Annotated in this window: 19 protein-coding genes and 1 tRNA gene; 5 read left to right on the top strand and 15 right to left on the bottom strand. The window is 64.1% G+C overall.

Annotated features, from left to right (window positions below; genetic code table 11):
• Positions 1-96: 96 nt before the first annotated feature.
• From NGM10_RS03865 to NGM10_RS03820, 10 genes are all read right to left on the bottom strand, one after another.
• Complete coding sequence (locus tag NGM10_RS03865; RefSeq protein ID WP_253481992.1) at positions 97-822, bottom strand: alanyl-tRNA editing protein; 726 nt, start codon at positions 820-822, stop codon at positions 97-99.
• A gap of 90 nt (positions 823-912) precedes the next feature.
• Complete coding sequence (locus NGM10_RS03860) at positions 913-1,203, bottom strand: hypothetical protein (RefSeq protein ID WP_253481990.1); 291 nt, start codon at positions 1,201-1,203, stop codon at positions 913-915.
• 439 nt (positions 1,204-1,642) lie between these two features.
• Positions 1,643-1,861, bottom strand: a complete 219-nt coding sequence (locus NGM10_RS03855; RefSeq protein ID WP_253481989.1) for a PhlB family protein — start codon at positions 1,859-1,861, stop codon at positions 1,643-1,645.
• A gap of 75 nt (positions 1,862-1,936) precedes the next feature.
• Positions 1,937-2,040: transfer RNA gene (locus NGM10_RS03850), tRNA-Gln, on the bottom strand.
• 60 nt (positions 2,041-2,100) lie between these two features.
• Positions 2,101-2,529 carry a metal-dependent transcriptional regulator gene (locus NGM10_RS03845; protein WP_253481987.1) on the bottom strand — a complete coding sequence of 143 codons (429 nt, stop codon included), beginning with the start codon at positions 2,527-2,529 and terminating at the stop codon, positions 2,101-2,103.
• Complete coding sequence (locus tag NGM10_RS03840) at positions 2,526-3,017, bottom strand: ferritin-like domain-containing protein (protein ID WP_253481984.1); 492 nt, start codon at positions 3,015-3,017, stop codon at positions 2,526-2,528. Before NGM10_RS03840 ends, NGM10_RS03845 begins: the two co-directional genes overlap by 4 nt.
• Before the next feature lie 174 nt (positions 3,018-3,191).
• Positions 3,192-4,403 (bottom strand): Fe-S cluster assembly protein SufD, encoded by a 1,212-nt coding sequence (gene sufD, locus NGM10_RS03835; RefSeq protein WP_253481981.1) that lies wholly within the window; start codon positions 4,401-4,403, stop codon positions 3,192-3,194.
• The gene (gene sufB, locus NGM10_RS03830; protein ID WP_253481978.1) at positions 4,400-5,830 is read right to left on the bottom strand and encodes a Fe-S cluster assembly protein SufB; all 1,431 of its coding nucleotides are present in this window, start codon (positions 5,828-5,830) and stop codon (positions 4,400-4,402) included. The genes sufD and sufB overlap by 4 nt, the downstream gene beginning before the upstream one ends.
• Before the next feature lie 9 nt (positions 5,831-5,839).
• The gene (locus NGM10_RS03825; RefSeq protein ID WP_253481976.1) at positions 5,840-6,748 is read right to left on the bottom strand and encodes an ABC transporter ATP-binding protein; all 909 of its coding nucleotides are present in this window, start codon (positions 6,746-6,748) and stop codon (positions 5,840-5,842) included.
• A 271-nt stretch (positions 6,749-7,019) separates the two neighbouring features.
• Entirely contained in the window at positions 7,020-7,403 is a 384-nt protein-coding gene (locus NGM10_RS03820; RefSeq protein WP_253481973.1) for a hypothetical protein, read from the bottom strand.
• A gap of 104 nt (positions 7,404-7,507) precedes the next feature.
• Between NGM10_RS03820 and NGM10_RS03815 the strand changes: the two genes are divergently transcribed.
• Complete coding sequence (locus tag NGM10_RS03815) at positions 7,508-7,900, top strand: hypothetical protein (RefSeq protein WP_253481970.1); 393 nt, start codon at positions 7,508-7,510, stop codon at positions 7,898-7,900.
• Positions 7,901-7,913: 13 nt separating this feature from the next.
• Here the strand turns inward: NGM10_RS03815 and NGM10_RS03810 are convergent, their stop codons facing one another.
• The gene (locus NGM10_RS03810; protein WP_253481968.1) at positions 7,914-12,026 is read right to left on the bottom strand and encodes a DNA polymerase domain-containing protein; all 4,113 of its coding nucleotides are present in this window, start codon (positions 12,024-12,026) and stop codon (positions 7,914-7,916) included.
• 117 nt (positions 12,027-12,143) lie between these two features.
• Between NGM10_RS03810 and NGM10_RS03805 the strand changes: the two genes are divergently transcribed.
• From NGM10_RS03805 to NGM10_RS03795, 3 genes are all read left to right on the top strand, one after another.
• Positions 12,144-12,332, top strand: coding sequence for a DUF7331 family protein (locus NGM10_RS03805; RefSeq protein WP_253483750.1), 189 nt, complete (start codon positions 12,144-12,146; stop codon positions 12,330-12,332).
• A 38-nt stretch (positions 12,333-12,370) separates the two neighbouring features.
• Positions 12,371-12,694: a DUF7322 domain-containing protein gene (locus NGM10_RS03800; RefSeq protein ID WP_253481965.1), complete on the top strand. Its 324-nt coding sequence runs from the start codon at positions 12,371-12,373 to the stop codon at positions 12,692-12,694.
• A gap of 91 nt (positions 12,695-12,785) precedes the next feature.
• Positions 12,786-13,208 carry a DUF7346 family protein gene (locus NGM10_RS03795; RefSeq protein ID WP_253481962.1) on the top strand — a complete coding sequence of 141 codons (423 nt, stop codon included), beginning with the start codon at positions 12,786-12,788 and terminating at the stop codon, positions 13,206-13,208.
• Between the two features lie 57 nt (positions 13,209-13,265).
• Here the strand turns inward: NGM10_RS03795 and NGM10_RS03790 are convergent, their stop codons facing one another.
• The 4 genes from NGM10_RS03790 to NGM10_RS03775 form a co-directional block, all read right to left on the bottom strand.
• A complete protein-coding gene (locus NGM10_RS03790; RefSeq protein WP_253481961.1) occupies positions 13,266-15,773 on the bottom strand; it encodes a hypothetical protein in 2,508 nt (835 codons plus the stop codon).
• A gap of 118 nt (positions 15,774-15,891) precedes the next feature.
• Positions 15,892-18,558: a DNA double-strand break repair ATPase Rad50 gene (rad50, locus tag NGM10_RS03785; RefSeq protein WP_253481958.1), complete on the bottom strand. Its 2,667-nt coding sequence runs from the start codon at positions 18,556-18,558 to the stop codon at positions 15,892-15,894.
• Positions 18,555-19,874, bottom strand: a complete 1,320-nt coding sequence (gene mre11, locus NGM10_RS03780) for a DNA double-strand break repair protein Mre11 (RefSeq protein WP_253481957.1) — start codon at positions 19,872-19,874, stop codon at positions 18,555-18,557. The genes rad50 and mre11 overlap by 4 nt, the downstream gene beginning before the upstream one ends.
• Before the next feature lie 620 nt (positions 19,875-20,494).
• Positions 20,495-20,770, bottom strand: a complete 276-nt coding sequence (locus NGM10_RS03775) for a MarR family transcriptional regulator (protein ID WP_253481955.1) — start codon at positions 20,768-20,770, stop codon at positions 20,495-20,497.
• 171 nt (positions 20,771-20,941) lie between these two features.
• On the opposite strand from NGM10_RS03775, the gene pan1 reads away from it, so the two are divergent.
• Positions 20,942-22,156 (top strand): proteasome-activating nucleotidase Pan1, encoded by a 1,215-nt coding sequence (pan1, locus tag NGM10_RS03770; protein ID WP_253481953.1) that lies wholly within the window; start codon positions 20,942-20,944, stop codon positions 22,154-22,156.
• The last annotated feature ends 6 nt before the right edge of the window (positions 22,157-22,162 follow it).

The following is a 22,162-nucleotide window of genomic DNA, read 5'->3' as shown; positions in this document are numbered from 1 at the left end:
CGGCGTCCGTCCGAAGTGCCCTCGCGTGATTCGACCTCGACTCGCCTTCGGACCCCGACATTTCGGCACCGAGTTCCCGCCCCGAAGGCAGACGGCTCACGAGTCCTCCAGTACGAACTCCATGCGCTCGGTGTCGGCTCCCTTCGACTCGCGGTTCGTGATTCGAATCCGACCGATCTCGGCGAGGCTGTCGACGTGGGTGCCCCCGCACGGGCAGTAGTCGAAGTCCTCGATCTCGACCACCCGGAGCGGGTCGACGTGGTCGGGGATGAGGTCGAGGAGCGAACGCCCCTCGTCGACCTCTTCCTCGACCTCCGCGCGCGGGCGCTCGGCCTTCGTGACCGAGGGGTCCCGCGCTATCGCCTCGTTCGACAGGTGCTCGATGCGTTCTACGTCCTCCGCCGAGAAGTCCACCGGCTCGAAGTCGATGCGCGACCGGTCGGCCCGAATCTGGTTCCCGGCGGTCTCGCCGCCGTACTCGTCGAGGACGACCCGCGAGACGACGTGCTGGGCGGTGTGCATCCGGCGGTGGGCCTCGCGGCGCTCGGCGTCGATCCGCCCCTCGACGCGGTCGCCCGCCTCGGGGCGCTCGCCCTCGATTCCCTCGACGTAGTGGCGAACGTCGCCGTGGTTCTTCCTGACGTCTCGGACCTCGGCGCGGCCGCCGTCCCACTCCAGCGCGCCCCGGTCGGCGGGCTGGCCGCCGCCCTCTGGGTAGAAGTAGGTGCCATCGAGGACGACGTACTCGTCGGTCGCGTCTTCGACCGTGGCCTCGAACTCCGTCACGCCGTCGGCGTCGGGGAGGTAGCGCTGTTCGCTCATGGGTGGTGGGTGGTCCCCGAGCGTCTTAACCCATGGGCTGGCGGTAACTCGTTCGCGCGTCGGAACTCCGAGACCCCCGCAACCGTCGGCTCATCCGAACCAGCCGCCGACGCGTCGGCGGAGCCGCGCGACCAGCGGGGGACGGGACCCGTCGTCGGTCGCGTCGGCGCGCCCCGCCGAGCGGTCGGACCGGCCGTCGCTCGGCGTCCGACCGGGACGGCTCCGCTCGCGGGACCGGAACAGGTCGCGGGTCGAGAGCGCGAACAGCGACGCGCAGACGAGCGCCCACACGACGACCCGGGACCGCCGCGCTCGCCGGACGAAGGCGTACCCGACGCCGACGAACAGGACCGAGGAGGCCGCGACCAGCGTCAGGTCCATCGCTGTTCGCGGCGGCGGTGTTCGTCTCGTTCCCTCCGAGTGGGGACCATGCACGCGTAACGACCGTAGGCAACGGCTTTGTTATGCGTCGCTTGCCGAACGTCTCGGCGGGGGCAAAGAAGGTCTGAAGCTACACACCGACGGCGGTAACCGGTGTCTACCCCTCAGACCCGGTCCACCGAGACCGGTTTCGGTCGGCCGCGAGCGCCGCGTTCGCGGCGCTCGCGGCCGACGCGTTGACCGAGAGTTCCGTCGACGCCGCGTTCGCATGCTGGGAGGTTCCAACGGCGACGGGCACCCCAACCGCGAGCAGGTCGTGGTGACGGATGGCGGTGACGAGAGGACGGAACCGAGGGCGAGAACGACGGCGGAGACGAGAGCGCGGCGTTCGAGCGGGTACCCACCCCGAACGCCACTCGCTGGCCGAACGCGTCGGACGTTACTCTCCGGAATCGGCGGCGTCCGAACTCGCGGTCTCGGCGGTCTCCGGGTCTATCGCAGCCACTTCGTCGGACCCGCACTCCGGACAGTCGTCCTGTGAGGTGTGAAACCGCGCGCCACACGCCGCGCACTCGTAGCCAGCGGCCTCGTCGGCGGCGGTCTTGGCGTCCTGCTTGAACTGCTCGACCTGCTTTCCGAGCTTCCGGAAGAGACCCATGGGTTAGCGTGCCATAGGTCGCGGGGTTGGATAAGGGTTGGTGTCACCACTCCAAAATGTAATTTGGTTTATGAGTAGTCCCGGGCGGATTCGAACCGCCGTCAATGGCTGTCTTCCGCAACTGGAAGATACCAGCCTCGTCCAAAGGCCATTATGATTGGCCACTACACCACGGGACTGCACCCGATTCTAATGGCACAATCCACTTGAACGTATCGCAATTGAAAGACGCCGAACCCTCAGTCGGCCTCGCCTTCTCGCATCAGCTCCGCGCACATGTCGGCCTCGGCGTCGAAGCAGTCGGGACAGTGGGGTTCGCGGTCGATGATGGTGTCGAGTCGCTCGGCGACCGTCTCGTCGATGACGCTTTCGAGGGCCTTCGCCTCGGCCGGGAACTCCTCGACTTCGAGGACGTTCTTCAGGAAGCGCTCGATGATGCAGTAGGTCTGGAGCGCCTCGCGGGCCTGTTCGATGCCCTCGTCGGTGAGGCTGACGCCCTTGTACTTCTCGTGGTCGGCGAGACCGCGCTCTTGGAGCTTGCCGATCATCTCGTTGACGCTGGCGGGGCTCACGTCGAGGCGCTCGGCCAGCGCTCCGGTCGAGGCCGGACCGTTCTCCATCTTCTGGACGAGATATATCGCCTTCAGGTACTGATCTGCGGTGTTCATTCTCTGTCCTCCATGACCGCGGTCACTTCCTCGACGCCCTCGGCCTCCTCCTCGCGTATCTCCCGCAACGTCGCGAGCAGTTCCTCGCGGTCGAGACCGAAGGTCGCGTCGCTGGCTTCGATGGCTTCGATGAGGTCGTCGTAGAATTTGTACGCCGTCTCCTCGCCGTGTAACTGGTCGTAGAGGACGCCGTCGAAGTCCTCCGGGGCGGTCTGGGCGTACTGGGCCTCGACCAGTTGCTCGACCTCTTCGAGCGGGACCGCCTCGGCGTCGAGTCGGTCGATGAGGGCTTCGAGGCGCTCGCGGTGGTCGGCCGACTCCTCGCGGGCCTCCGAGAGGAGGTCCTCGATGTCGGCCTCTCGCTCCTCGGGCGACAGCGTCTCGTAGTGGCGCGCCGCCCGCACCTCGACGACCTCCTCCAGCACGACGGCGATCTGGAGCAGGCGAACGAGCTGGTTGTCGGTCGAGACGCGGTGGCCGACGCTCACGCCGACCACCCGCGCTCGAACGGCGATACGAAGGTCATCGTGCGCAATTGAGGCGCTAGGGGACTTAACAGATGTGATTGAAATGGGGCTCCCGAGCGGACGACGCAGAAAGGCGCGAGTCGCGCAGAACGGTGCGAGTCGCGCAGAACGGTGCGAGTCGAGGTCGGGGACCGATTACCGAAGCCGCTCGCGGACCTTGGCTTCGAGGTCCTCGCGGAGCTCCTCGACCTCGATCTCCTCGAGGACCGGGACGAAGAAGCCCTCGACCAGCATGTTCCGCGCCGACTCGTCGTCGACCCCGCGGGAGGTCATGTAGAAGAGGTCCTCCTCGTCGACCTGCCCGACGGTGGCCGAGTGGCTCGCCTCGGTGTCGTGGTTGTTGATGATGAGCTTCGGGGAGGCGTCGGCCTCGCTCTCGTCGGAGAGCATCAGCGTGTTCTCGCGCTGGTAGGAGTTGGTGTCCCACGCCTCGGTGCCGACGTCTTGGACGCCCTCGTACACCGAGCGCGCCGAGTCGTCGAGGACGCCGCGGGTCACGAGGTCGGCGGTCGTATGGGCGGCGTTGTGCCACACCCGCGCCGCGATGTCGAAGTGCTGGTCCTCGTGGCCGAAGAACGCCCCGACCGTCTTGGTCTCCGAGCCCTCGCCGTCGAGTTCGGTCTCGACCGAGGACTTCGTCAGGCGCGAACCGACGTTCCCCTCGACCCAGTTGACCGTCGCGTAGTCGTCGGTGACGCCCCGCTTGAGGGTGTAGTTGTAGGTCTCGTCGTCGAGGTCCTGCAGGGAGCCGTACTGGACGTGGCTGTTCTCGCCCGCGGCGACTTCGACGAGGCCGCTGTAGTAGCGCTCGCCATCGACCGGGTCACCGGTGTCCTGCCGTTCGAGGATGGTGACCGACGAGGACTGCTCGGTGACGACCAGCGTGTAGTTGAACAGCGACCGGGAGTTCTGCGTCGTCCGGATGGTCACGTCCTCGGCGTCGACGTTCTTCGGGACGTAGACCACCGTGCCGGTGCTGAACAGCGCGGTCGAGAGCGCGGTGAGGTAGTTCTCCTCGGGGTCGATTACCGACCCGAAGTGCTCGGCCAGGAGGTCCTCGCGCTCGGCGACGGCCTCGGCGAACGGCAGGACCTCGACCTCGTCGGGGCCGACCTGGTCCTTCTCCTCGGCGGCGTTCAGCGGGTCGACGAAGCCCTCGTAGTCGAGCGCGTCGAGGTTGGTCCAGTCGCGTCCCGGCGTCCGAATCACGTCGGGCATCTCCAGTTCTTCGAGCGCCGCGAGCGCGTCGAGTCGCGTTTCGAGGAGCCACTCGGGTTCCCCGAGGTCCTCCGAAATCTCGCGGACCGTCTCCTCGGAGATGGTCTCGTGGACCTGCGTCGCGGTCATCCGAGGCTCCCCTCCATTTCGAGTTCGATGAGTCGGTTCATCTCGACGGCGTACTCGATTGGCAGTTCCTCGGTCAGCGGTTCGATGAACCCGGAAACGATCATCTGCTTGGCGTCGTCGTCGTCCAGTCCCCGCGACTGGAGGTAGAAGACGTCCTCGTCGCCAATCTTGCCGACCGTCGCCTCGTGGGCGACGTCGACCTTGTTCTCGTCGATCTCCATGTACGGCATCGTGTCCGACGTGCTCTCGTTGTCGAACATCAGCGCGTCACACTCGACGCTCGTACTCGAATGCTCTGCGCCATCGCTGATGTGGACGAGCCCGCGGTAGTTCGTGCGCCCGCCGTCCTTCGAAATCGACTTCGACTCGATGGTGGACTTCGTGCGGGGGGCGTTGTGGTAGACCTTGGCGCCGGTGTCGATGTCCTGACCCTCGCCCGCGAACGCGATGGAGATGTGGTTGGCGCTCGCGCCCCGGCCCTTCAGAATACTGCAGGGGTACAGCATGGTGGCTTTCGAGCCCATCGAGCCCGAGACCCACTCCATGCGCCCGCCAGCCTCGACCAGCGCGCGCTTGGTGTTGAGGTTGAACGTGTTCTTCGACCAGTTCTGCACCGTCGAGTACTGGACGTGGGCGTCCTCCTTGACGAACACCTCGACGCCACCGCTGTGGAGGTTGTGCGTGCCGTATTTGGGCGCGCTACACCCCTCGATGTAGTGGACTTCGCTCCCGGGTTCGGCGATGATGAGGGTGTGCTCGAACTGGCCCATCCCCTCGGAGTTCATCCGGAAGTACGCCTGCACGGGCATCTCGACCGTCACGTCCTCGGGGACGTAGACGAACGAGCCGCCACTCCACACTGCGCCGTGAAGTGCGGCGAACTTGTTGTCCGACGGGGGCACGCAGGAGGTCATGAAGTGCTCTTTGACGAGGTCGGGATGCTCTTGGACGGCCTCGTCCATGTTCATGAACACGACGCCCTTCTGTTCCCACTGCTCCTGCATGTTCTGGTAGACGACCTCCGACTCGTACTGCGCGCCGACGCCCGACAGCGCCTTGCGCTCGGCCTCCGGAATCCCCAGTTTCTCGAAGGTGTCCTGGATGTCCTCGGGCAGGTCGTCCCAGCTGTCTGCGCCCGCGCGCTTGTCGACGTCGGGCCGGATGTACGGGACGATCTCCCCGACGTCGAGTTCCGAGAGGTCGGGTTGGCCCGGCCAGTCGGTCGGCATCGGCATGTTCTGGTAGTGTTCGAGCGCGCGCAGACGCCGGTCGAGCATCCACTCGGGCTCGCCCTTGTCCTCGCTGATGAGTCGGACGACCTCCTCGGTCAGCCCCTTCTCGGACCTGACCGCCGAGCGCTCTTCTTTCTTGAACGCGAAGCGCTCCTCCGTGTTTGTCTCTTGTAGTTGGTCTTGTTCTGAGCTCATGATATCACCTTATGCGGCCTCGTAGACTTCCTCGCGGACCCAGTCGTACCCCTTGTCCTCGAGCTTCTCGGCGAGCTCCGCGCCGCCGCTCTTGGCGATCTCGCCGTCGAGCATGACGTGGACGTGGTCGGGCTCCACGTAGTCGAGGATGCGCTGGTAGTGGGTGATCTGGAGGATGCCGGTGCCCTGCTCGTCGCGCAGGGCGTTGATGCCGTTCGACACGTCCTGCAGGCGGTCGATGTCCAGCCCGGAGTCGATCTCGTCGAGCACCGCGATGGAGGGTTCGAGGATGGCGGCCTGCAGCACCTCGTTCTGCTTCTTCTCGCCGCCGGAGAAGCCAGCGTTGAGGTAGCGCTGGGCGAACTTCTCGTCCATGTCGAGCTGTTCCATCTTCTCGGAGAGGATCTGCTGGAACTCGGCGACGCCGACCTCGCCCTCGTCGGCGGGGCCTTCCATCGGGCTGGTGTCGTAGCCCGCTTCTTCCTCCTCTTCTTCCTCCTCGTCGTCGTCCTCGAAGAGCTCCTCGCGCTCGCCGAGCTTGGCGTTGAGGGCCTGTCGCAGGAAGTTCACCATCGTGACGCCCTCGATCTCGGCGGGGTACTGGAAGCCGAGGAAGACGCCGAGCGCCGCGCGCTCGTTCGGCTCCAGTTCGAGGAGGTTCCAGGTGCGCTTGTCGTCGGGAATCTCGACTTCGTCGCCGAACTCGTCGTCGTCGAGGTGGATGAGGACCTCGCCCTCGGTTACCTCGTAAGCGGGGTGGCCCGCGATGACCTTCGCCGTGGTGGACTTCCCGCTCCCGTTGGGGCCCATCAGGGCGTGAATCTCACCGGACTCGACCTCGAGGTCGACGCCGTTGAGGATCTTCTCGTCGGCTTCGACGACCTCAGCGTGTAGATTTTTGAGTTGTAGCGTTGCCATATTGGTTCACCTAAGTCGTTCGGAGAATGGGTTGTCCGACCCATAATACTTTCGCATTCCCACGTAAATGGTTTCCCAGAACGAGAAATATATTTCCGGAATCGCGAACTCCGTGGCGCGGTCGGAGGCGAGCGAATCGCGCCGGGTTCAGACGAAACTACCGAGTCCGGTCTGCTCCTGCCCGGATTTGACCTCGTCCCACGAGATGTCGAGGGCTTCGAGGACGCGCGCGATGGGGCCTTGGAGAAATTATAATCTCTTATTTAATCACTTAGAACTTCTTCTTCATTGCGTCAATTAAATCATCAGGATCCCACTGCGCATTTCGAATTTGATTACTACGACGAAGTTCTGACGTGTTAAAAGCATCTGAAGGATACTCCCAAATGTCAATCTCTATCTGCCAGATTTGATCGGAGTTAGGAACCGTATCCTCTACTCGAGCACTATGGGTGATTTCCGTACCCATCTTTCGCTCATCTGTCGCTACTTTTTTAAGAGAACTCCCGTATAAGACAGGATCGTCGTTCCAAGGAAGACTGAGGGGGAAAACAATTTCATCTATAATTGCTGGATTGATACCCCCTGCCTGAGTTAAGGTATCATACGAACCATCTTCTAAGATAGCACCGACTATCCAATTGTTTGAACTCATGCATCAGTAGTGATACACGGGAGAATCAAAACATTGATTGACTAAATTACCAATTATCTGAGAAAGCAAGTTCTAAGGAATCTAGGAGACAAAGAAGGCTAAAGATGGACGACGACCGATACGCAACACAGCGGGGACGCTACTTGGCTCAGATCACGGAGTTACGGAAACCTGAAGCTACCGCTGTCGCATACACAGAACGTGGCTACTCGTTCGATGGTGTGGCCAAACACATGGATACCTCTGAGTCCACAATCAAGGACTATATGCAACGAGCTATGGCTCTCTACGGGCTGGAAATCACGGAAACGCTTCTCCCCGACGAGGAACCGCCAGATTATGAGAAGGTCGAACCAAGATATCACGAAACGCTAAATGAGCAAGAACGAGAGAAGTGGGTCCAATTCGTTGTCCGCCATCAGGATAAACTTCCTCAAGAATGGGCCTACGAAGTCATTGAAGCCGCACGCGAGGATGGTGTTCCTGTAGATACCTAAGAGTAGTTGTTAATCACATATACTGGTCAAGACCAGCCTGTTGGTCTTCACCCTTTGCCTCCTCCCATGAGATATTGAGTGCTTTTAAGATGCGCTCGATTGGCCCTTGGAGGGTCTTTTCGAGCATTTTCTCGTAATCAATTTTAAACTCATCGGGTATCTGGTCAGTGAATTCGAAGCAGATCACGCCAGGATTACGTTTGAACTCCCGATACATCGGATCACTAAGCAGATCAGGATTCTCTCGCTCCTTCCTCTCAAAGAACTCGGGTTCCACTTTTTCAAGATACAACCGCTTCGGCTTGCTCCCTCGTGTAAAGTTCGTACCAAGGATGGCATTTGCGTACTTAGCACCGCGGATGTGGGCTGTCGCAGTGTCGTAGTCGCTAAGGCGCTGACCGATGCCACCTGGGATCCCCATCTTTTCTAAATCGGCTTCTTCTTTTTCGAAGTCCTCGATGACCTCGTGGACGTAGTCTTTCACGTCGTCTAAGTCCTCGCCGTGGACGATCATCTCGATGACGCGCTTCTGGACCTCCTTGGTGATGGGCGCGATGTCCGAGCGCTTGTACTCGAAGCCGGTGATGTCGATGTCGTCTACGTCTTTGCCCTCCTTCCAGACGATGTGGCCCGCGTAGCGCTTCTTGGTGCCAGCCTGGAAGAAGCGTCGGTAGAGCTTCTCGAACTCGATCTGGAAGCGGTGGTCCTCGCCGCCGTCGATATCGACGTTGAGTTCGTCGCGTGCGAAGTCGTCGTAGGCCGCGTTGATGCGCTCCTCGATGTCGAACGACTGCTCGATGGCCTCGTCCTTGGAGACATCATGTCCGAGTTCCAACATTACGCTGTCGGTGTCCCCGTAGGCCACCTCGTAGCCCAACTCGGTCGCCACCTCGTCGGTGTACTCGATGACCTCTCTGCCGGTCGCGGTGATGGCGGCACCCATCGCCTTGTCGTAGAGGCGGAACCGTTCCCAGCCCAGCACGCCGTACAGCGAGTTCATGATGACCTTCACCGCGGCCTGCTGGCGGTCGAAGCGCTCGTACTCCGCGGTGCCGGGGTCGCGCTCGTTCCGGAGGGACTTCTTCTCCTCGCGCTCGGTGAGCGTCTCGTCGATGATCTCCCGGATGATGCCGTCCTTGTCCTTGCGGAAGTGGGTGCCGTTCGGCGCGCGGTACGTCGCGCGCTCGAATGCCTCCCGGCTCTCGTACTCGTCTGGGTCGACCTTCGTCTCGGGCGAGGCGTTGATGGTCGCCATCGACATGGGGTAGAGGCTCTTCAGGTCGAGCACGGTGACGTTCTCCTTGACGCCCGTGATGGGCTCGAACACCGCGCCGCCCTCGTAGTCCTCGCTCTCCTGCTGGCCCTTCGAGGGGAGCGCGAACCGGCCGTGGGCCTTGTGGAGGACGTAGACGTCGACCGCGTCGCCGGGCGTGGTCGCGTCCTCCAGCTTACAGCCGACGAAGGAGGCGACCTCCTCCCAGAAGGAGACGATGTCCTGCTTGCGGTCGAGTTCGACGCATATCTCGACGTCCCGGAGGTTGTACTCCAGCAGGCGCTCGGGGTCGTCCTCCCAGAGATCGCCGATGTCGCCGGGGTAGCGCTCCTTGCCGACCCCGAGTTCGGTCTCGCCGACCGCGTCGAGCCGGTAGGATTCGAGTTCGCTGAACTGGGTGCGCTTGTAGGCGTACAGCAGGTCGAACACGACCCGGCCCTTGACCGACGGGCCGCCCCAGTCCGAGCGCCACACCTCGTTGACGCGCGAGAGGCGCTGGGAGTCGAGGTCGTACTCGTGTGCGTTTTGGAGGGTATCGATACGGTCGAGCAAGTACGGAACGTCGAAGTCGTCGCAGTTGTGGACGAGGCAGTCTTCGGCGACGAAATTGTGCGTCGTCGTTTCGATGTCGTACGTCGTCTCGGTCTCAGTTTGCTCGACCTGCTCGACCGGAACGAAGACGTACTCCTCCCATTCTTCGCAGTCTGTCTCGTGGCGCTTCAGGTTGATATTCCGTCGGTGCTTGTCCCGACCGATACGCTTGGCGTCGGTTCCAGTCTCCGCTTCGAAGAGGGCGTACGGAATGTTCTCCGACTGCTGGCTCTTTCCGGCTTCGAACGTTTCGAGCCGTTCGACTTTCTCCGAGTGGCACATATGGGGGAGAACCGTCTCGCGAAGACGCCCTACCTCTCGCTTCGACCCGGGGATTTCGATCTTGTGTCCGCGTTGTCTCGCATAGATTCCGAGTCGTCGGAACAGCTTCGCGTACCAACGACCGATACTCCGGTTTTCAGCCGCTACTGTAATGTTGTGAGAGATGCAACCGTCACCGTCGATCACACCCGCGAGGAACTGCGCGATATACTTCTCGGGAAGCTGATAAACTGTCGAGAAGTCGACCTCGCCGTCGTTCTTGTTGCCGAATGGAATCCCGAGTCCGTGGAACGCGTACATCGTCGCATAGTCGAGCACGTTCTGCTTGTAGCATCCCTTTCCATCCGGTTGAAGTGCGTTCTCACCGGGGAATTGCTCGTGCAGTTCCGTTCGCGTGTTGTAGAACCGGATTCCGTACTCCGTCGACATCGTCCCGTCAGTCAGTACCAATCCCGCGAGATACAATTCCCGTTCGGTCAGTTCACGATTTAAATCGGCTCCTGTTCGCTTGTAGACGGTGCCACCGTCGGGAACCGGCACATCGTACTGGTTCGAAGCGTGGACATATCGCTCTACGTCCCAAACGGATGTCTCGGGGTGATAGAGAACTTCCTTCGAGACATCGAACTCACTTGAAAGCTCGGTAACTGCCCCGTACGGGAGTTCGTCTTTGAGCTCGCTAATCGCCTCTTTGTCGTCGAACCGCTGTTTCTCTGCCGGGACGAGTTCCTCCATGGTCGGAACCGTCGTACTTTCGACCCGGAATTTTCGGGGTTTAAGTACGTAATCACCCGGTTCGATTTCACCTCCCTCCTTCCAATCGACGGTCTCGTCGTCGCCGACCATGATACGGTGCTCTTCGGATGATCTGAGCGTCGTCCCGTCAGCCAAGCCGAATTCGAGAACTTCCTTCTCGCTCCGCCATTTATTTGTGACTCTCGCAGTCGTCGTTTTCTGGTCCTCGGAACCGACGATCTCGTCGCCGATTTCGACGTTTTGAATCTCTTTTTCCGTCCCATCGGCCATCTGGATTTCGCTGTCCGCCGGAAGGCAGTTCCAGCCGGTCAGGATATCCGGGTCGGTCTCGTCGATGTAGTCCAGAAACGCCTCCAGCATCGCGCGCTCGTCGTCGAACGTCCGCACCTCCACGTCGATGTCGGCGTCCTCGATGGGGTCGTAGTCCGAGAGGTTCTCGGGAACCGCCGCGTCCCCGTCCGGGGCGTCGTAGAGCCACGCGACGTACGTGTCGTCGTAGGAGTCGAAGCTGGTGAGACAGACGATTCGCTCCTCGCCATCCTCGGGGAAGCCCGAGCGGTCGTCGACCTCGATGTCGAAGTAGTTCACGCGCGGGTCGGCGTCCACCTCGGCGGCGACGACCTCCTCGTGGGGGACGTAGAGGTCGCCGTCCTCGCCGCGGCGCTCGGGCACCCGGATACCGCTGTTTATGTCCTTGTCGATGAGGAACCTATTCGGGAACAGGATGTCGGCCTCGTAGTGGTCGAAGTGGTCGCGGACGTTTCCCACGTCTCGGGGCGTCTGACCGAATATCTTGGTCAGCCGCTCGCCGCGGATGCTCTCGTAGGGGTCGCCGTTTTCGTCGGTGGTCTCGCTTCCCGTGAGGCGGTCGAACTCCTCCTCGGGCGGGGCGTCGAGCGAGTCGGTCGGCGCGTAGAAGTACGGTCGGAAGCCGAACGCGCGGACGTGTTCGAGTTCGTTGTCGGACGTGCGCCCGAACACATGCATCACCGGCGCTTCGTCGTCGCCCGAACCCTCGATGGTGTAGTCGACCTGCGTCACCGCCATCTCGACTTCGCCGGTTGGCTCGGGGAGCCAGTCGTCGGCGTCGACCACGGTATCGGCGCGCTGAGTGTCACTCCCGGCGACGGCCCGCGCTTCCGCCTCGACATCGCGCCCGCCGTCGCCTCCGTCGGTGAATCGATGGAGGTCGGATTGTCGCTCGTCTGACCCCGGATTGCTCATGTGTCCCGGCTTTGGCGCTTCCGGGTAAAAACTCTCCCTTTCTGCACCCTCGCAATCGTTTGTCGAATGGAAAGACATATAATGTGCTAACACTTACCATGGGGTGTGGTGACGCCAATGTCCGACCACGCCAACCCCGGCGACGAGCTGGACCGTGCGGAAGCCGCGCTTCCCGAAGCCGACGGGCAGACGGAGGCGACCGTCGAAGCCTACGATACGGACGACGGCGTCGTATTCTACGACTCCCAGAATCCGCTGGCGTGGTTGAAAGCGGGGAGCACGCTGACGCTCGACGAGCAGACCTAACCGAACTACTTTCCCCGTTGCTTTTCGAAGCTCCGAGAGTGCCGACCGACGACCCGTTCGAGGACCCGTTCGACGACGCCGACCAGGCCGAAATAGACCTTCGCCCCGACGACCCCGCAGAGGGCCTCCGGCCAGACCCTCCGAGGGTGGGGGGCCTCTCCGAGCAGGACGCCGACCCCGACCTCAAGCGCCAGTTCTGGACGCTGGTCCTGCTGTTCAACGTCGCGCTGTTCGCCGCGAGCCTCGGGCTGATGCTCGTTGGGTTCGAGGGGAGGTGGCGGGTCGGCGGGGCGCTGTTCGCGGTCGGCGTCGTCGCCTTCGCCCGCGGGTGGTTCCGCTACAGGTCCGTCCGGGAGGACTAACCCCGGAGTTCGGAAGGACTGACCCCGGAGTTCGGAAGGACTGACCCCGGAGTTCGGAAGGACTAACCCCGGAGGCCGCCTACGTCCGGGCATGCGAACGGTCCGAGACCCCGAGGGGGACCGCTATCTGCTCGTCACGGCGTCGGGCGACTCCTGGAAGGTCCGGGACCCCGAGACCGGCGCGGAGACCTACCGCGACGCCGACGAACTCGATCCCGTCGAGGGAGAGTCGCCGCTTTCGACCGCGGCGCGAGCCGTCCCCGAGTCCGTCCGAACGATTCTGACGGCTGTTCACGACGAGCGCGCGCTCGGCCTCCTCGTGGAACTCCACGAGCGGGGCCCCCACTCGGTCAGGTACCTGCTCGACGCCACAGACCTCTGTGAGAGCGACCTGCTCGGGGCCCTGACGGAGTTCCGCGTCGCGGGCCTCGTCGAGGAGGCCGAGGTGGCTGGCGAGCGCGGCTACGCCACGACCGAACTGGCCGACGAGGGACTGACGAATCTGCTCGACTGACGACCGGTGTCCAACACCGGTGAGCACGCCGTCGCGGGAGGGCGAGTGTCCCAAGCGCTACCGTAGCCGCCACCCGAGCAGGCCGACCGCGACCACCGCCAGACCGCCTCCGAGCAACACGGGTGTCGGCGTCGACCGAGCGAATTCCATCGCGACGAGCCAGACCGTCATCGGACCCGGACTCCCCTCGAACGTCCGCGACTCCCTCGCGGTCGCCCCGTACTCGTCGGTGACAACCAGCGTGACGTTCTCCCGACCGTCCGGGTACTCGTACTCGTAGTGGTCCTCGGTCCCGACTTGCTCGCCGTCGACAATCCATCGATACTCGAGGTCACCGTAGTCGTCGGTCACTCCCGCCTTGAGGAACTTCTTAACTCCCGTCTGGTCGCGCTTGTACCCGTGTATACTCACCTCGGGCTCGTCGTTGAACAACACGGTCCGGTTGCGTTCGACGACCCCGCCGTTCTCGAGGGTCATCCTGACGGTCACGTTCTTGGACCCAGCGTCGGAATCCGACAGCCGGAACGTCCGGTTGGGCTCGGTAGCTACGGTGTCGTTTTCCGCTCGGGTCCGGACGTTCGTTTTCGCTCGGTTCACGATTCTCGACTCGTTGACGAGGACCTCGACGGACTCCACGGTGTAGTTCGTGGCCTCGAACGTCGGCGTCACGTCCAGCGACTGCCCTTCGGAATAGACCGGGACGCTCCCGTTCTCGCCCGTCGTCCCGACCTGTTCGGGGGAATCGAGCTCCATCCCGACCGCCGACGGCGGCGGGACCGACTCGGACTCGTCCGACTCGTCGCTCTCTTCCGAGTCATCGGAACTGTCGGCCCCCTTCTCGACCACCTCGATGCTCCCGTCGAGGGCGGCCTGTTCGCCCGCGAGGTCGCGCGCGGTGACCTCGAAGTCGTGGGACTCGACCGACTCGTTGTCCGGCACGACGAAGTAGAGGTCGACCGTCTCGGTCTCCCCGGCGGGGACTTGGAAGTACCCCGTGTCGGCCCCGGGGACCGGTTCGAAGTCGGTGTCCGACCCGCCAGCGAAGAACGTCCAGTTGTCGAGTCGAGCGAACTCGAACCCGAGAGCCACGCTCGCTTCGGACCCGTGGTTGGTCACCTCGACCGGAACCATGACCCGCCCGCCGGGATGCATCTCCGGGGTGGCGTTCGGGTCGGTGCGTTCGACCGAGAGGTTCGAGTCGATGTCGTCGTCGGAGTACAGATACGGATTTTGCGGCGGTTCCGGCGGGACGGCGTCGGTCGTCACGTACCGGTCGACCGCTGATTCGAGGTCGGACCCACCCACATCGCCGACGATGTCGAGGAACTCCCCGTGGGTGAGTCGGCCCGAGTGGTCGTTCATCCGCCGGAGCACGTCTTCGTAGCTCCGCTCGCCGTCGGTCTCGTTCCGGATTTCGGCGTCGAGCCACGCGGTCATCCGCGCACCCTTCTCGTAGTTCGAGGCGGGAATGGGTTCGCCCGCCCATGTGTCCGGGTCGGATAGCCGGGCGTTCGCGTGGCCGTCGACTAGACTGAAATGCGTCCTGAACCGGTCGAATTCGGTGTGACCCTGGGTCCACCTGAGCAGGCGACCGTAGTACTGGGGGTTTCCTTCGGTGGTCCACTTCGCCGAGTCGGCGGTCCGGTAGGACTGCTTTCGCTGGTGGACCGTCTCGTGCTCCCAGATGGGCGAAAACGTGTCGGAACTGTTGTCCACCACGACGACGTCGCTGGCCCGGTCCTCGGACCCGAACCCGCTGTCGTACTCGATTCCCGACGGTGCCCCGAGTGAGTGGTTCACCGCGATGAAGGTGGCGTTGGCCCCGGGCGAGACGCCAGCGTCTATCTGCTCGTCGGTCGCCCGAATCCCGTCCAGCACATCGTTCGGCTCCGCCTCGAAGGCGGCGTGGTCGGGAACGACGAGTCGGACCTGACCGTCCTCGACCTCCTCGACGTGCTCCTCGTACGGTCCGAGCACCGCGAAGGTCTCACCCGCGGTTCCTTCCCCGTCGACCGCGACCTCGCCGACGGTGGTGTCGGCGTCCGTGCGGAGGCCGTCGTAGGTCGCGCCGACGACCGCGTAGCCATCGCCGCGCGCGGCGTGCTTGGGGCCCGAGTGGTCGCTTCGCAGTCGTCCGAGGTCATTGGCGTCGGCGACGTACTCGACTCTGGCGACGTCGCCCGTGCCGTCCCAGCGGAACGTGGTCTCGGACCCGCCCCCGCTCTCGGACATGTGCGACGTCGAGACGTCCCGGATGGGATGGTCGACCGTCTCCTCGACGCTATCGACGCCGCTCCCCAAGTGGTACTCCCTCACCACCCGAATCTCGTCGGAATCGACGTCTTCGAGTGAGAAGGTCGTCTCCACCACCAACTCGCCGGATTCGGCCTGCGACCGGGCGACCGTCGAATTGCGTTCGGTCTCCGCGGGGGTAACGGCGTCGACGTGCTCGGACGCCGTGCCGACCCCGGCGGCTTCACCGGTTGCGACGACGCCGACGCTCGCCGCCGTCACGGCGAGCGAACTGACGAGAAGGAGAGTTATCGCCTTCGATATAGGTCGCATACGCCTTCTCGACCGTCCCGAGACCATAAGAATTTGGGTATCGGACCTGGCGAGGTCGCCGAGCGGAGTCCGTTCAGCCCACGGCAGTCCGACGAATCGGGAGGGAGACCGAAATCCGTCAGTCGGCGGCCTCCAGCACCGCGTCCCGGCGCTCGACGGTCGAGCGGTTCGAGACCGAGTCCTTCTCGACCCACACCACGTCGTCGGCCGCGGCGACCAGTTCGTCGTCGTGGCTCACGACGACGATCTGCTCGACGCCCAGCTCGCGCATCGACTCGACCAGTTCCACGAGCTGTGAGACGTGGCCCGAGTCGAGGAAAACGGTCGGCTCGTCGAGGATGAGCGGCGGCATCGGCGCGCCGCCCTCGATGCCCTCCGCGAGCAGGCGATAGATGGCACACCGGAGGCTGAGATTGAACAGCGCGCGCTCGCCGCCCGACAGCTGTTCGGGGTCGAGTGGTTCGCCGTCCTTCTGGTAGACGGTGAGTTCGTACTCGCCGTCGAGCTCGATGCGCGCGTACGAGTCGTTCTGGTATATCAGGTCGAACACCTCGTTGAGCATCCCTTCGAGGTGGTCGACGTTGCGCTGGCGGAGTTCCGCCCGGAGGTCGCCGTACATCTCTTGGAGGTCGGCGGTCTCGTCGCGTAGCGACTCCAGTGACTCGACCTGCTCGGCCAGTTCCTCGCGGCGCTCGCGCAGACCTTCGAGTTCCTCTATCTCGCTCTTCACGCCGCCGATGCGGCTCTGAAGGTCGTCGCGCCGGTCGCGTAGCTCCTCCAACTTCGCCTCGACCTGCTCCAGATAGTTCTCGGCGCGCTCTCTGTCGTCGCGGGCCGATTCGACCTTCTCCTCGTCGTAGGCCTCCCGGAGGTCGGCCCGACGGTCGCGCTTGTCGGCGAGCCGCTCGCGGCGGAGGTCGTTCTGGTCTGCGAGACTCGCACGCTTCTCGCGGTGGCGCTCGATGTCGTCCTCCGCGTCGGCGATGTCGGCGCGTAGCTCCCGAATCTCGGCGATTCGCTCGCGCTCGTCGGCCAGTTTCTCGCGCTCGGCTTCGAGGTCCTCGACAGTCTCGCGGTGCTCCGCGGCCTTCTCGCGGAGGCCTTCGGCGTCCTCGCGCTTCTCCTCGGCCTCGGCGTCGAGTTCGTCGGCCTCCTCCCGGAGCGACTCGGCCTCCTCGCGCTTCTCGGCGACGGTCTCCTCTCGGTCCGTGACCGATTGGGCGGCCAGCTCGCGGTTCTCGCGGAGCCGGTCGACTTCCCGCTCGGCTTCCGCGAGTGCTTCGGCGCGTTCGACCGCGTCGGCGAGGTCGTCGGCTCGCTCGCGGAGGTCGGCGAGTTCGGATTCGAGGTCGTCGACGCGCTCGCGGTCCTCGGCGAGCGAATCGACGTGCGGCGAGTCCTCGACGGGCTGGCCGCACTCGGGACACCTGCCTTCTTCGAGGAGCGACTCGGCCTCCGCCACGCCGTCGCGGGCGCTCTGGAGGTCGGCTTTCACGTCCTGAATCCGGCTTCGGAGGTCGGCGCGAGCCTCGCGTCGGCCTTCGAGGTACGCCTCCGCGTCGCCGAACTCGACCGGTGCGTCCTCGAACTTCGCCATCTCGGTCTCGATGTCGTCGTCCAACTGGCCGCGCTTCTCGCGGCGCCGTTCGAGGTCGGCCTCGGCCTCCTCGGCCTCGGCGTCGAGGTCGGCGGCGTCCTCGCGCTTCCGTTCGGCCCGCGACTCGAACTCCTCGGCCCGGTCGGCGAGGTTGTCGGCCTGATTGCCGAACATCTGGGCCTGCGTCTTCGCGTCGTTGAGGTCGGCCGCGAGGTCCTCGTCCTCGGCGTCGAGTTCGTCGATTCGGGCCTCGATGGCGTCCTCGTCGGCCGAGTCGAGGGCGGTCTCCGAGAGCAGGTCCTCGACTTCGGCTTCGCGGTCCTCGATGCACTCGCGGAGCTCTCGCACGCGCTCGGCGTGTTCGACTCGCTCCTGTTCGGTCTCGCCGATCTCGGACTCCAGTTCCTCGATGTCGTCTTCGAGCGATTCGAGCTCCTCGCGCTTCTCCTCGTAGGAGTCGAGCACCTCTATGGCCTGATCGCGGGTCTTCCGGGCGGTCTCGCGGTTGTCCTCGAAGTCCTCGATGTCGGCCTCGACCTCCTCGAGGTCGGATTCGAGGTCGTTGAGACGGGCGTGGAGGTCCTTTTCCTCTTTGGCCTCGACTTGAGCGTCGAGTTCCGAGAGGCTCCCGCGCTTGTCGTCCAGCACGCTCTTGACCCCGAGGCGGGCGTCGCTGGCGCGCTCGCGGTACTCCTCCAGCTTCCCGAGCTGGAGGAGGTCGTCGATCATGTCCTGGCGCTGGCCCGGCGTGGCGTTGATGAGCTTGTTGACCTCGCCCTGCCGGACGTACGCGCAGTTGACGAACGCCTCCGAGTCCATCCGGAACAGCCGGGTTATCTCCTCGCGCACGTCGCGCGCGCCGTCGACGGTGTCGTCGGGCGTTTCGAGCACGCACTCGGCGGTCTGGGCGCGCTCGCCCGTCGCCCGAATCCGCCTGCGAACGTGGTAGTCGCCGCCCTCGTGGGTGAACCACAGCTCGATTTCGGCCTCCTCGGCCCCGATGGTGACCACGTCGTCGAGGGTCCTGTCGAGCGCCGTCGCGCCGTAGAGCGCGAAGAAGCAGGCTTCCAGCAGGGAGGACTTCCCGCTCCCGTTGAGCCCGTGGATGACCGTCACTCCGGCGTCGAGTCGGAGGTCGGCCTCGGCGTAGCACTTGAAGTTGTGCAGGCGGACGCGCTCGAACTTCATAGGTACTCCTCCATCGAACGCTGGTCGTCGGTAGCGTCGGTCGGTTCGGCGTCGGCCGCCGGTTCGTCGGATTCGGGCTTCGACTCGGCCGGTCCGGATTCAGCGTCGGCCGGTTCGGGTTCGCCTCTGGGGTCGGTCGGTTCGGCGTCGGTCGGTTCGGCGTCGGTCGATTCGTCCTCGGGGCCACCGTCGTCGGGCGCGGACTCGAACGCCGTGAGGTCGCCTTCCTCCATCACGGCGCTCACGCGATTCCGGACCGACTCGCGGACGTTCGAGTCGGCGACCTTGCTCGCCCGCACCGTCTCGTCGATATCCCGGGCGGCCTCGCTGAGTCCGAGGTCCCGGACGCGCTCTCGGACCGCGTCGTCGGGGTCGGCAAAGGACACCTCGACGTCCTCGTCGCTCTCCTCGACCTCCCGGCGGTCCTTGACGCGAGCGACGAGCGCGCCCTCCTCCAGCGCGAACTCCTCGACGCGTGCGGGCGTGACCTGCTCGCCCTCGCCCTCGATTTCGATGACGGCGACCGCGTCGTCGAGGTCGTACTCACGGACCGCCTCGCGGACGCGGTCGATGCCCTCGTCCTCGCCGAGGTCGACCGAGACGAACGCGAAGTCTCGGGTAGCGTCGAGCCCTCGTCGGGTGATTGAGACCTCGCCGTCGAACTCCACGATGTTGTACCCCCGGTCCTCGCGCTCGTCGGTGCTACAGCGCTCGGTCGACCCGCAGTAGGTGACCCACGCGCCCGCGACCTCCTTCCGGCCGGGCTTGTGGTTGTCGCCCAACAGCATCGCGTCGAAGTCGAGGTTGGCCTCGGTCAGCACCTCCTCGGCGTCCCAGTCGCCGAGGTCGAAGGGTTCGAACAGGCCGTGGCTCACCAGCGCGGCGTGGTCCCGGTCGTGGTCCGAAAAGTCGTAGTCGAGGTCCTCGCGCTTCGACTTGGGGACGTGGTCGAGGCCGTAGAAGGCGGTCTCGCCGATTACTTCGGGTTCGTCGCCGAGGCGCGTGGCGAGCCCCAGCATCTCGAAGAGGTCGAGCCACTGGCGGCCCCGCGTCCCCTCGTGGTTGCCGACGATGGCGAGGAACGGGATGTCCGCATCACGGAGCGTTCGGAGGACCGAGATGGTGCCGTGGAGGGCCGACAGGTCGGGCCGCCGGTCGTGGAACAGGTCGCCCGCGTGGACCACCGCGTCCACATCCTCGGCGATGGCGTCGTCTATCACCTGCTCGAACGCTTGGAGGAAGTCGGCCCGTCGCTCGGGGGAGTGGTACTGGCGGTACCCGAGATGGGTGTCCCCCGTGTGTATCACCCGTGTCATTGGGGCGACGTTCGCATCCGGAGCCTAAAGGCGTTCCGCGACGTTGTGGATGGCGACGGTCTCGCGAACGGGTCGGTCGTGATTCTCGTCCCCGCGTTCGACATACCCCGGTATGGTCCCGTTATCGGGTATAAGTGTGTGGTCGAACGGGTGTGAAGCGAGTAAATGTTCACCTTCCTCTCGGCGCGTGCTGGCGCGACCCGTGGTTTGGGTCGCGCCAAGGCGCGCGAGGGACGAGCATCACAGGGCGCGAGCGAAGCGAACGCCCGAGAAGCGCAGTCGGCTGGGGAGGACGTGGCCTGCGGTTGCGGTGCTGTGCGGTCTCATCGGTGACGTGCGAGCAGACACGATACGACCCAGAAAGTGACGCGAGCGCGATTACAGAAAGTAACCGAGGCCGAAGCGTCCTGCTCGCACGTCACCTAGGAAAACCGCAGGCCACACGCCTCCCCAGCCGATTCCTTCGCTCCGTTCAGTCGCTCAGTCATCCCTCGCGCGGTTGGCGCGACCACATTCGGGTCGCGCCAGCACGCGCCGAGGTGGAAAGGCGAAAAACGCGAAGCGAGAACGGCGAAAAACGCGAAGCGAAGTAGAGAAGAACCGAACTTTCGCAGAGCCAGCTACTCCAGATCTAGCGAGTAGAGGCGCTTGCGGGCGTCCGAGAACGAGAACCGCGAGTCCACCAGTCCCTCGTCGTCGAGTCGATTCAGCGCGTATCGGACCGTCCGGTCGGGGAGCAGCGACTCCTCGGCGATCTGGCTCTGGGTCAGGGTGTCGTTGTACTCCAGTACCTTGGCGACCAGCTTCGCGCTCGGCGGGAGGTCCCGGATTGATTCGGTCACGTTCTCCCCCGTGAGGCGGCTTTCGTCGGCTCGCGTGGTTTCTGAGGTGCTCATGCTACTCCCACGTTCCGGATACAGGGTAATAATATTTCTCCTTTCAATATATTACTGTAGGGTATCCTACCCGTCGTACCGGAACGCCTCTCGCGGCGGTCTCTCGGCCCGAACCGACGGGCCTCACCCCCACCCGAAGCCTCTTATGAGGGTGGCACCTAGACGGGCGTGATGACCGACACCGTGGAAGACGTCGATCTCCCGTACGACGAGGAGAGCGCGTCCCAACAGGAGAAGATCGAGGCGTTACAGGAACGGCTCGAAGTCCTCGAATCCCAGAACGAGGAGATGCGCGACAAGCTCCTGGATGCCAACGCGGAGAACAACAAGTACCAGCAGAAGCTCGAACGGCTCACTCACGAGAACAAGAAGCTCAAGCAGTCCCCGCTGTTCGTCGCCACCGTCCAAGAGATGACCGACGAGGGCGTCATCATCAAACAGCACGGCAACAACCAGGAGGCGGTCACGGAAGTGACCGACGAGATGCGTGAGGAGCTCGAACCCGACAGCCGGGTCGCTGTCAACAACTCTCTGTCTATCGTCAAGACCCTCGACAACGAGACCGACGTGCGCGCTAGAGTCATGCAGGTCGAGGAGAGCCCCGAGGTCACCTACGAGGACATCGGCGGTCTCGAAGAGCAGATGCAGGAGGTACGGGAGACGGTCGAGATGCCCCTCGAAAATCCCGACATGTTCGGCGAGGTCGGCATCGACCCGCCCAGCGGCGTCCTCCTCTACGGCCCGCCCGGCACCGGCAAGACGATGCTGGCGAAGGCGGTCGCGAACCAGACCGACGCCACCTTCATCAAGATGGCTGGCTCCGAACTGGTCCACAAGTTCATCGGTGAGGGCGCGAAGCTGGTCCGGGACCTCTTCGAGGTCGCCCGCCAGCACGAGCCCGCCGTGCTGTTCATCGACGAGATAGACGCCATCGCGGCCAAGCGGACCGACTCGAAGACCTCGGGGGATGCCGAGGTCCAGCGGACGATGATGCAACTGCTCTCGGAGATGGACGGCTTCGAGGACCGCGGGGAGATTCGCATCATCGCCGCCACGAATCGCTTCGACATGCTCGACCGCGCCATCCTCCGGCCCGGCCGCTTCGACCGCCTCATCGAGGTCCCCAAGCCGAACCTCGAAGGCCGCGAGAAGATCTACCGCATCCACACCCGCGACATGAACGTCGCCGACGACGTGGACTTCGAGAAGCTCGCGAAGGACTCCGAGGACGCCTCGGGTGCCGACATCAAGGCGGTCTGCACCGAGGCGGGGATGTTCGCCATCCGCGACGACCGGACCGAGATCACGATGGCCGACTTCGAGAACGCCAAGTCCAAGATCGACGCCGAGGACGAGGACGAGGAAATCTCGAAGACCTTCGCGTAGAACGCG

Origin of the sequence: Halorussus salilacus (assembly GCF_024138125.1) — an archaeon.
GTDB classification, from domain to species: Archaea; Halobacteriota; Halobacteria; order Halobacteriales; family Haladaptataceae; genus Halorussus; species Halorussus salilacus.
This window is presented reverse-complemented; position numbering and strand designations above follow the sequence as displayed.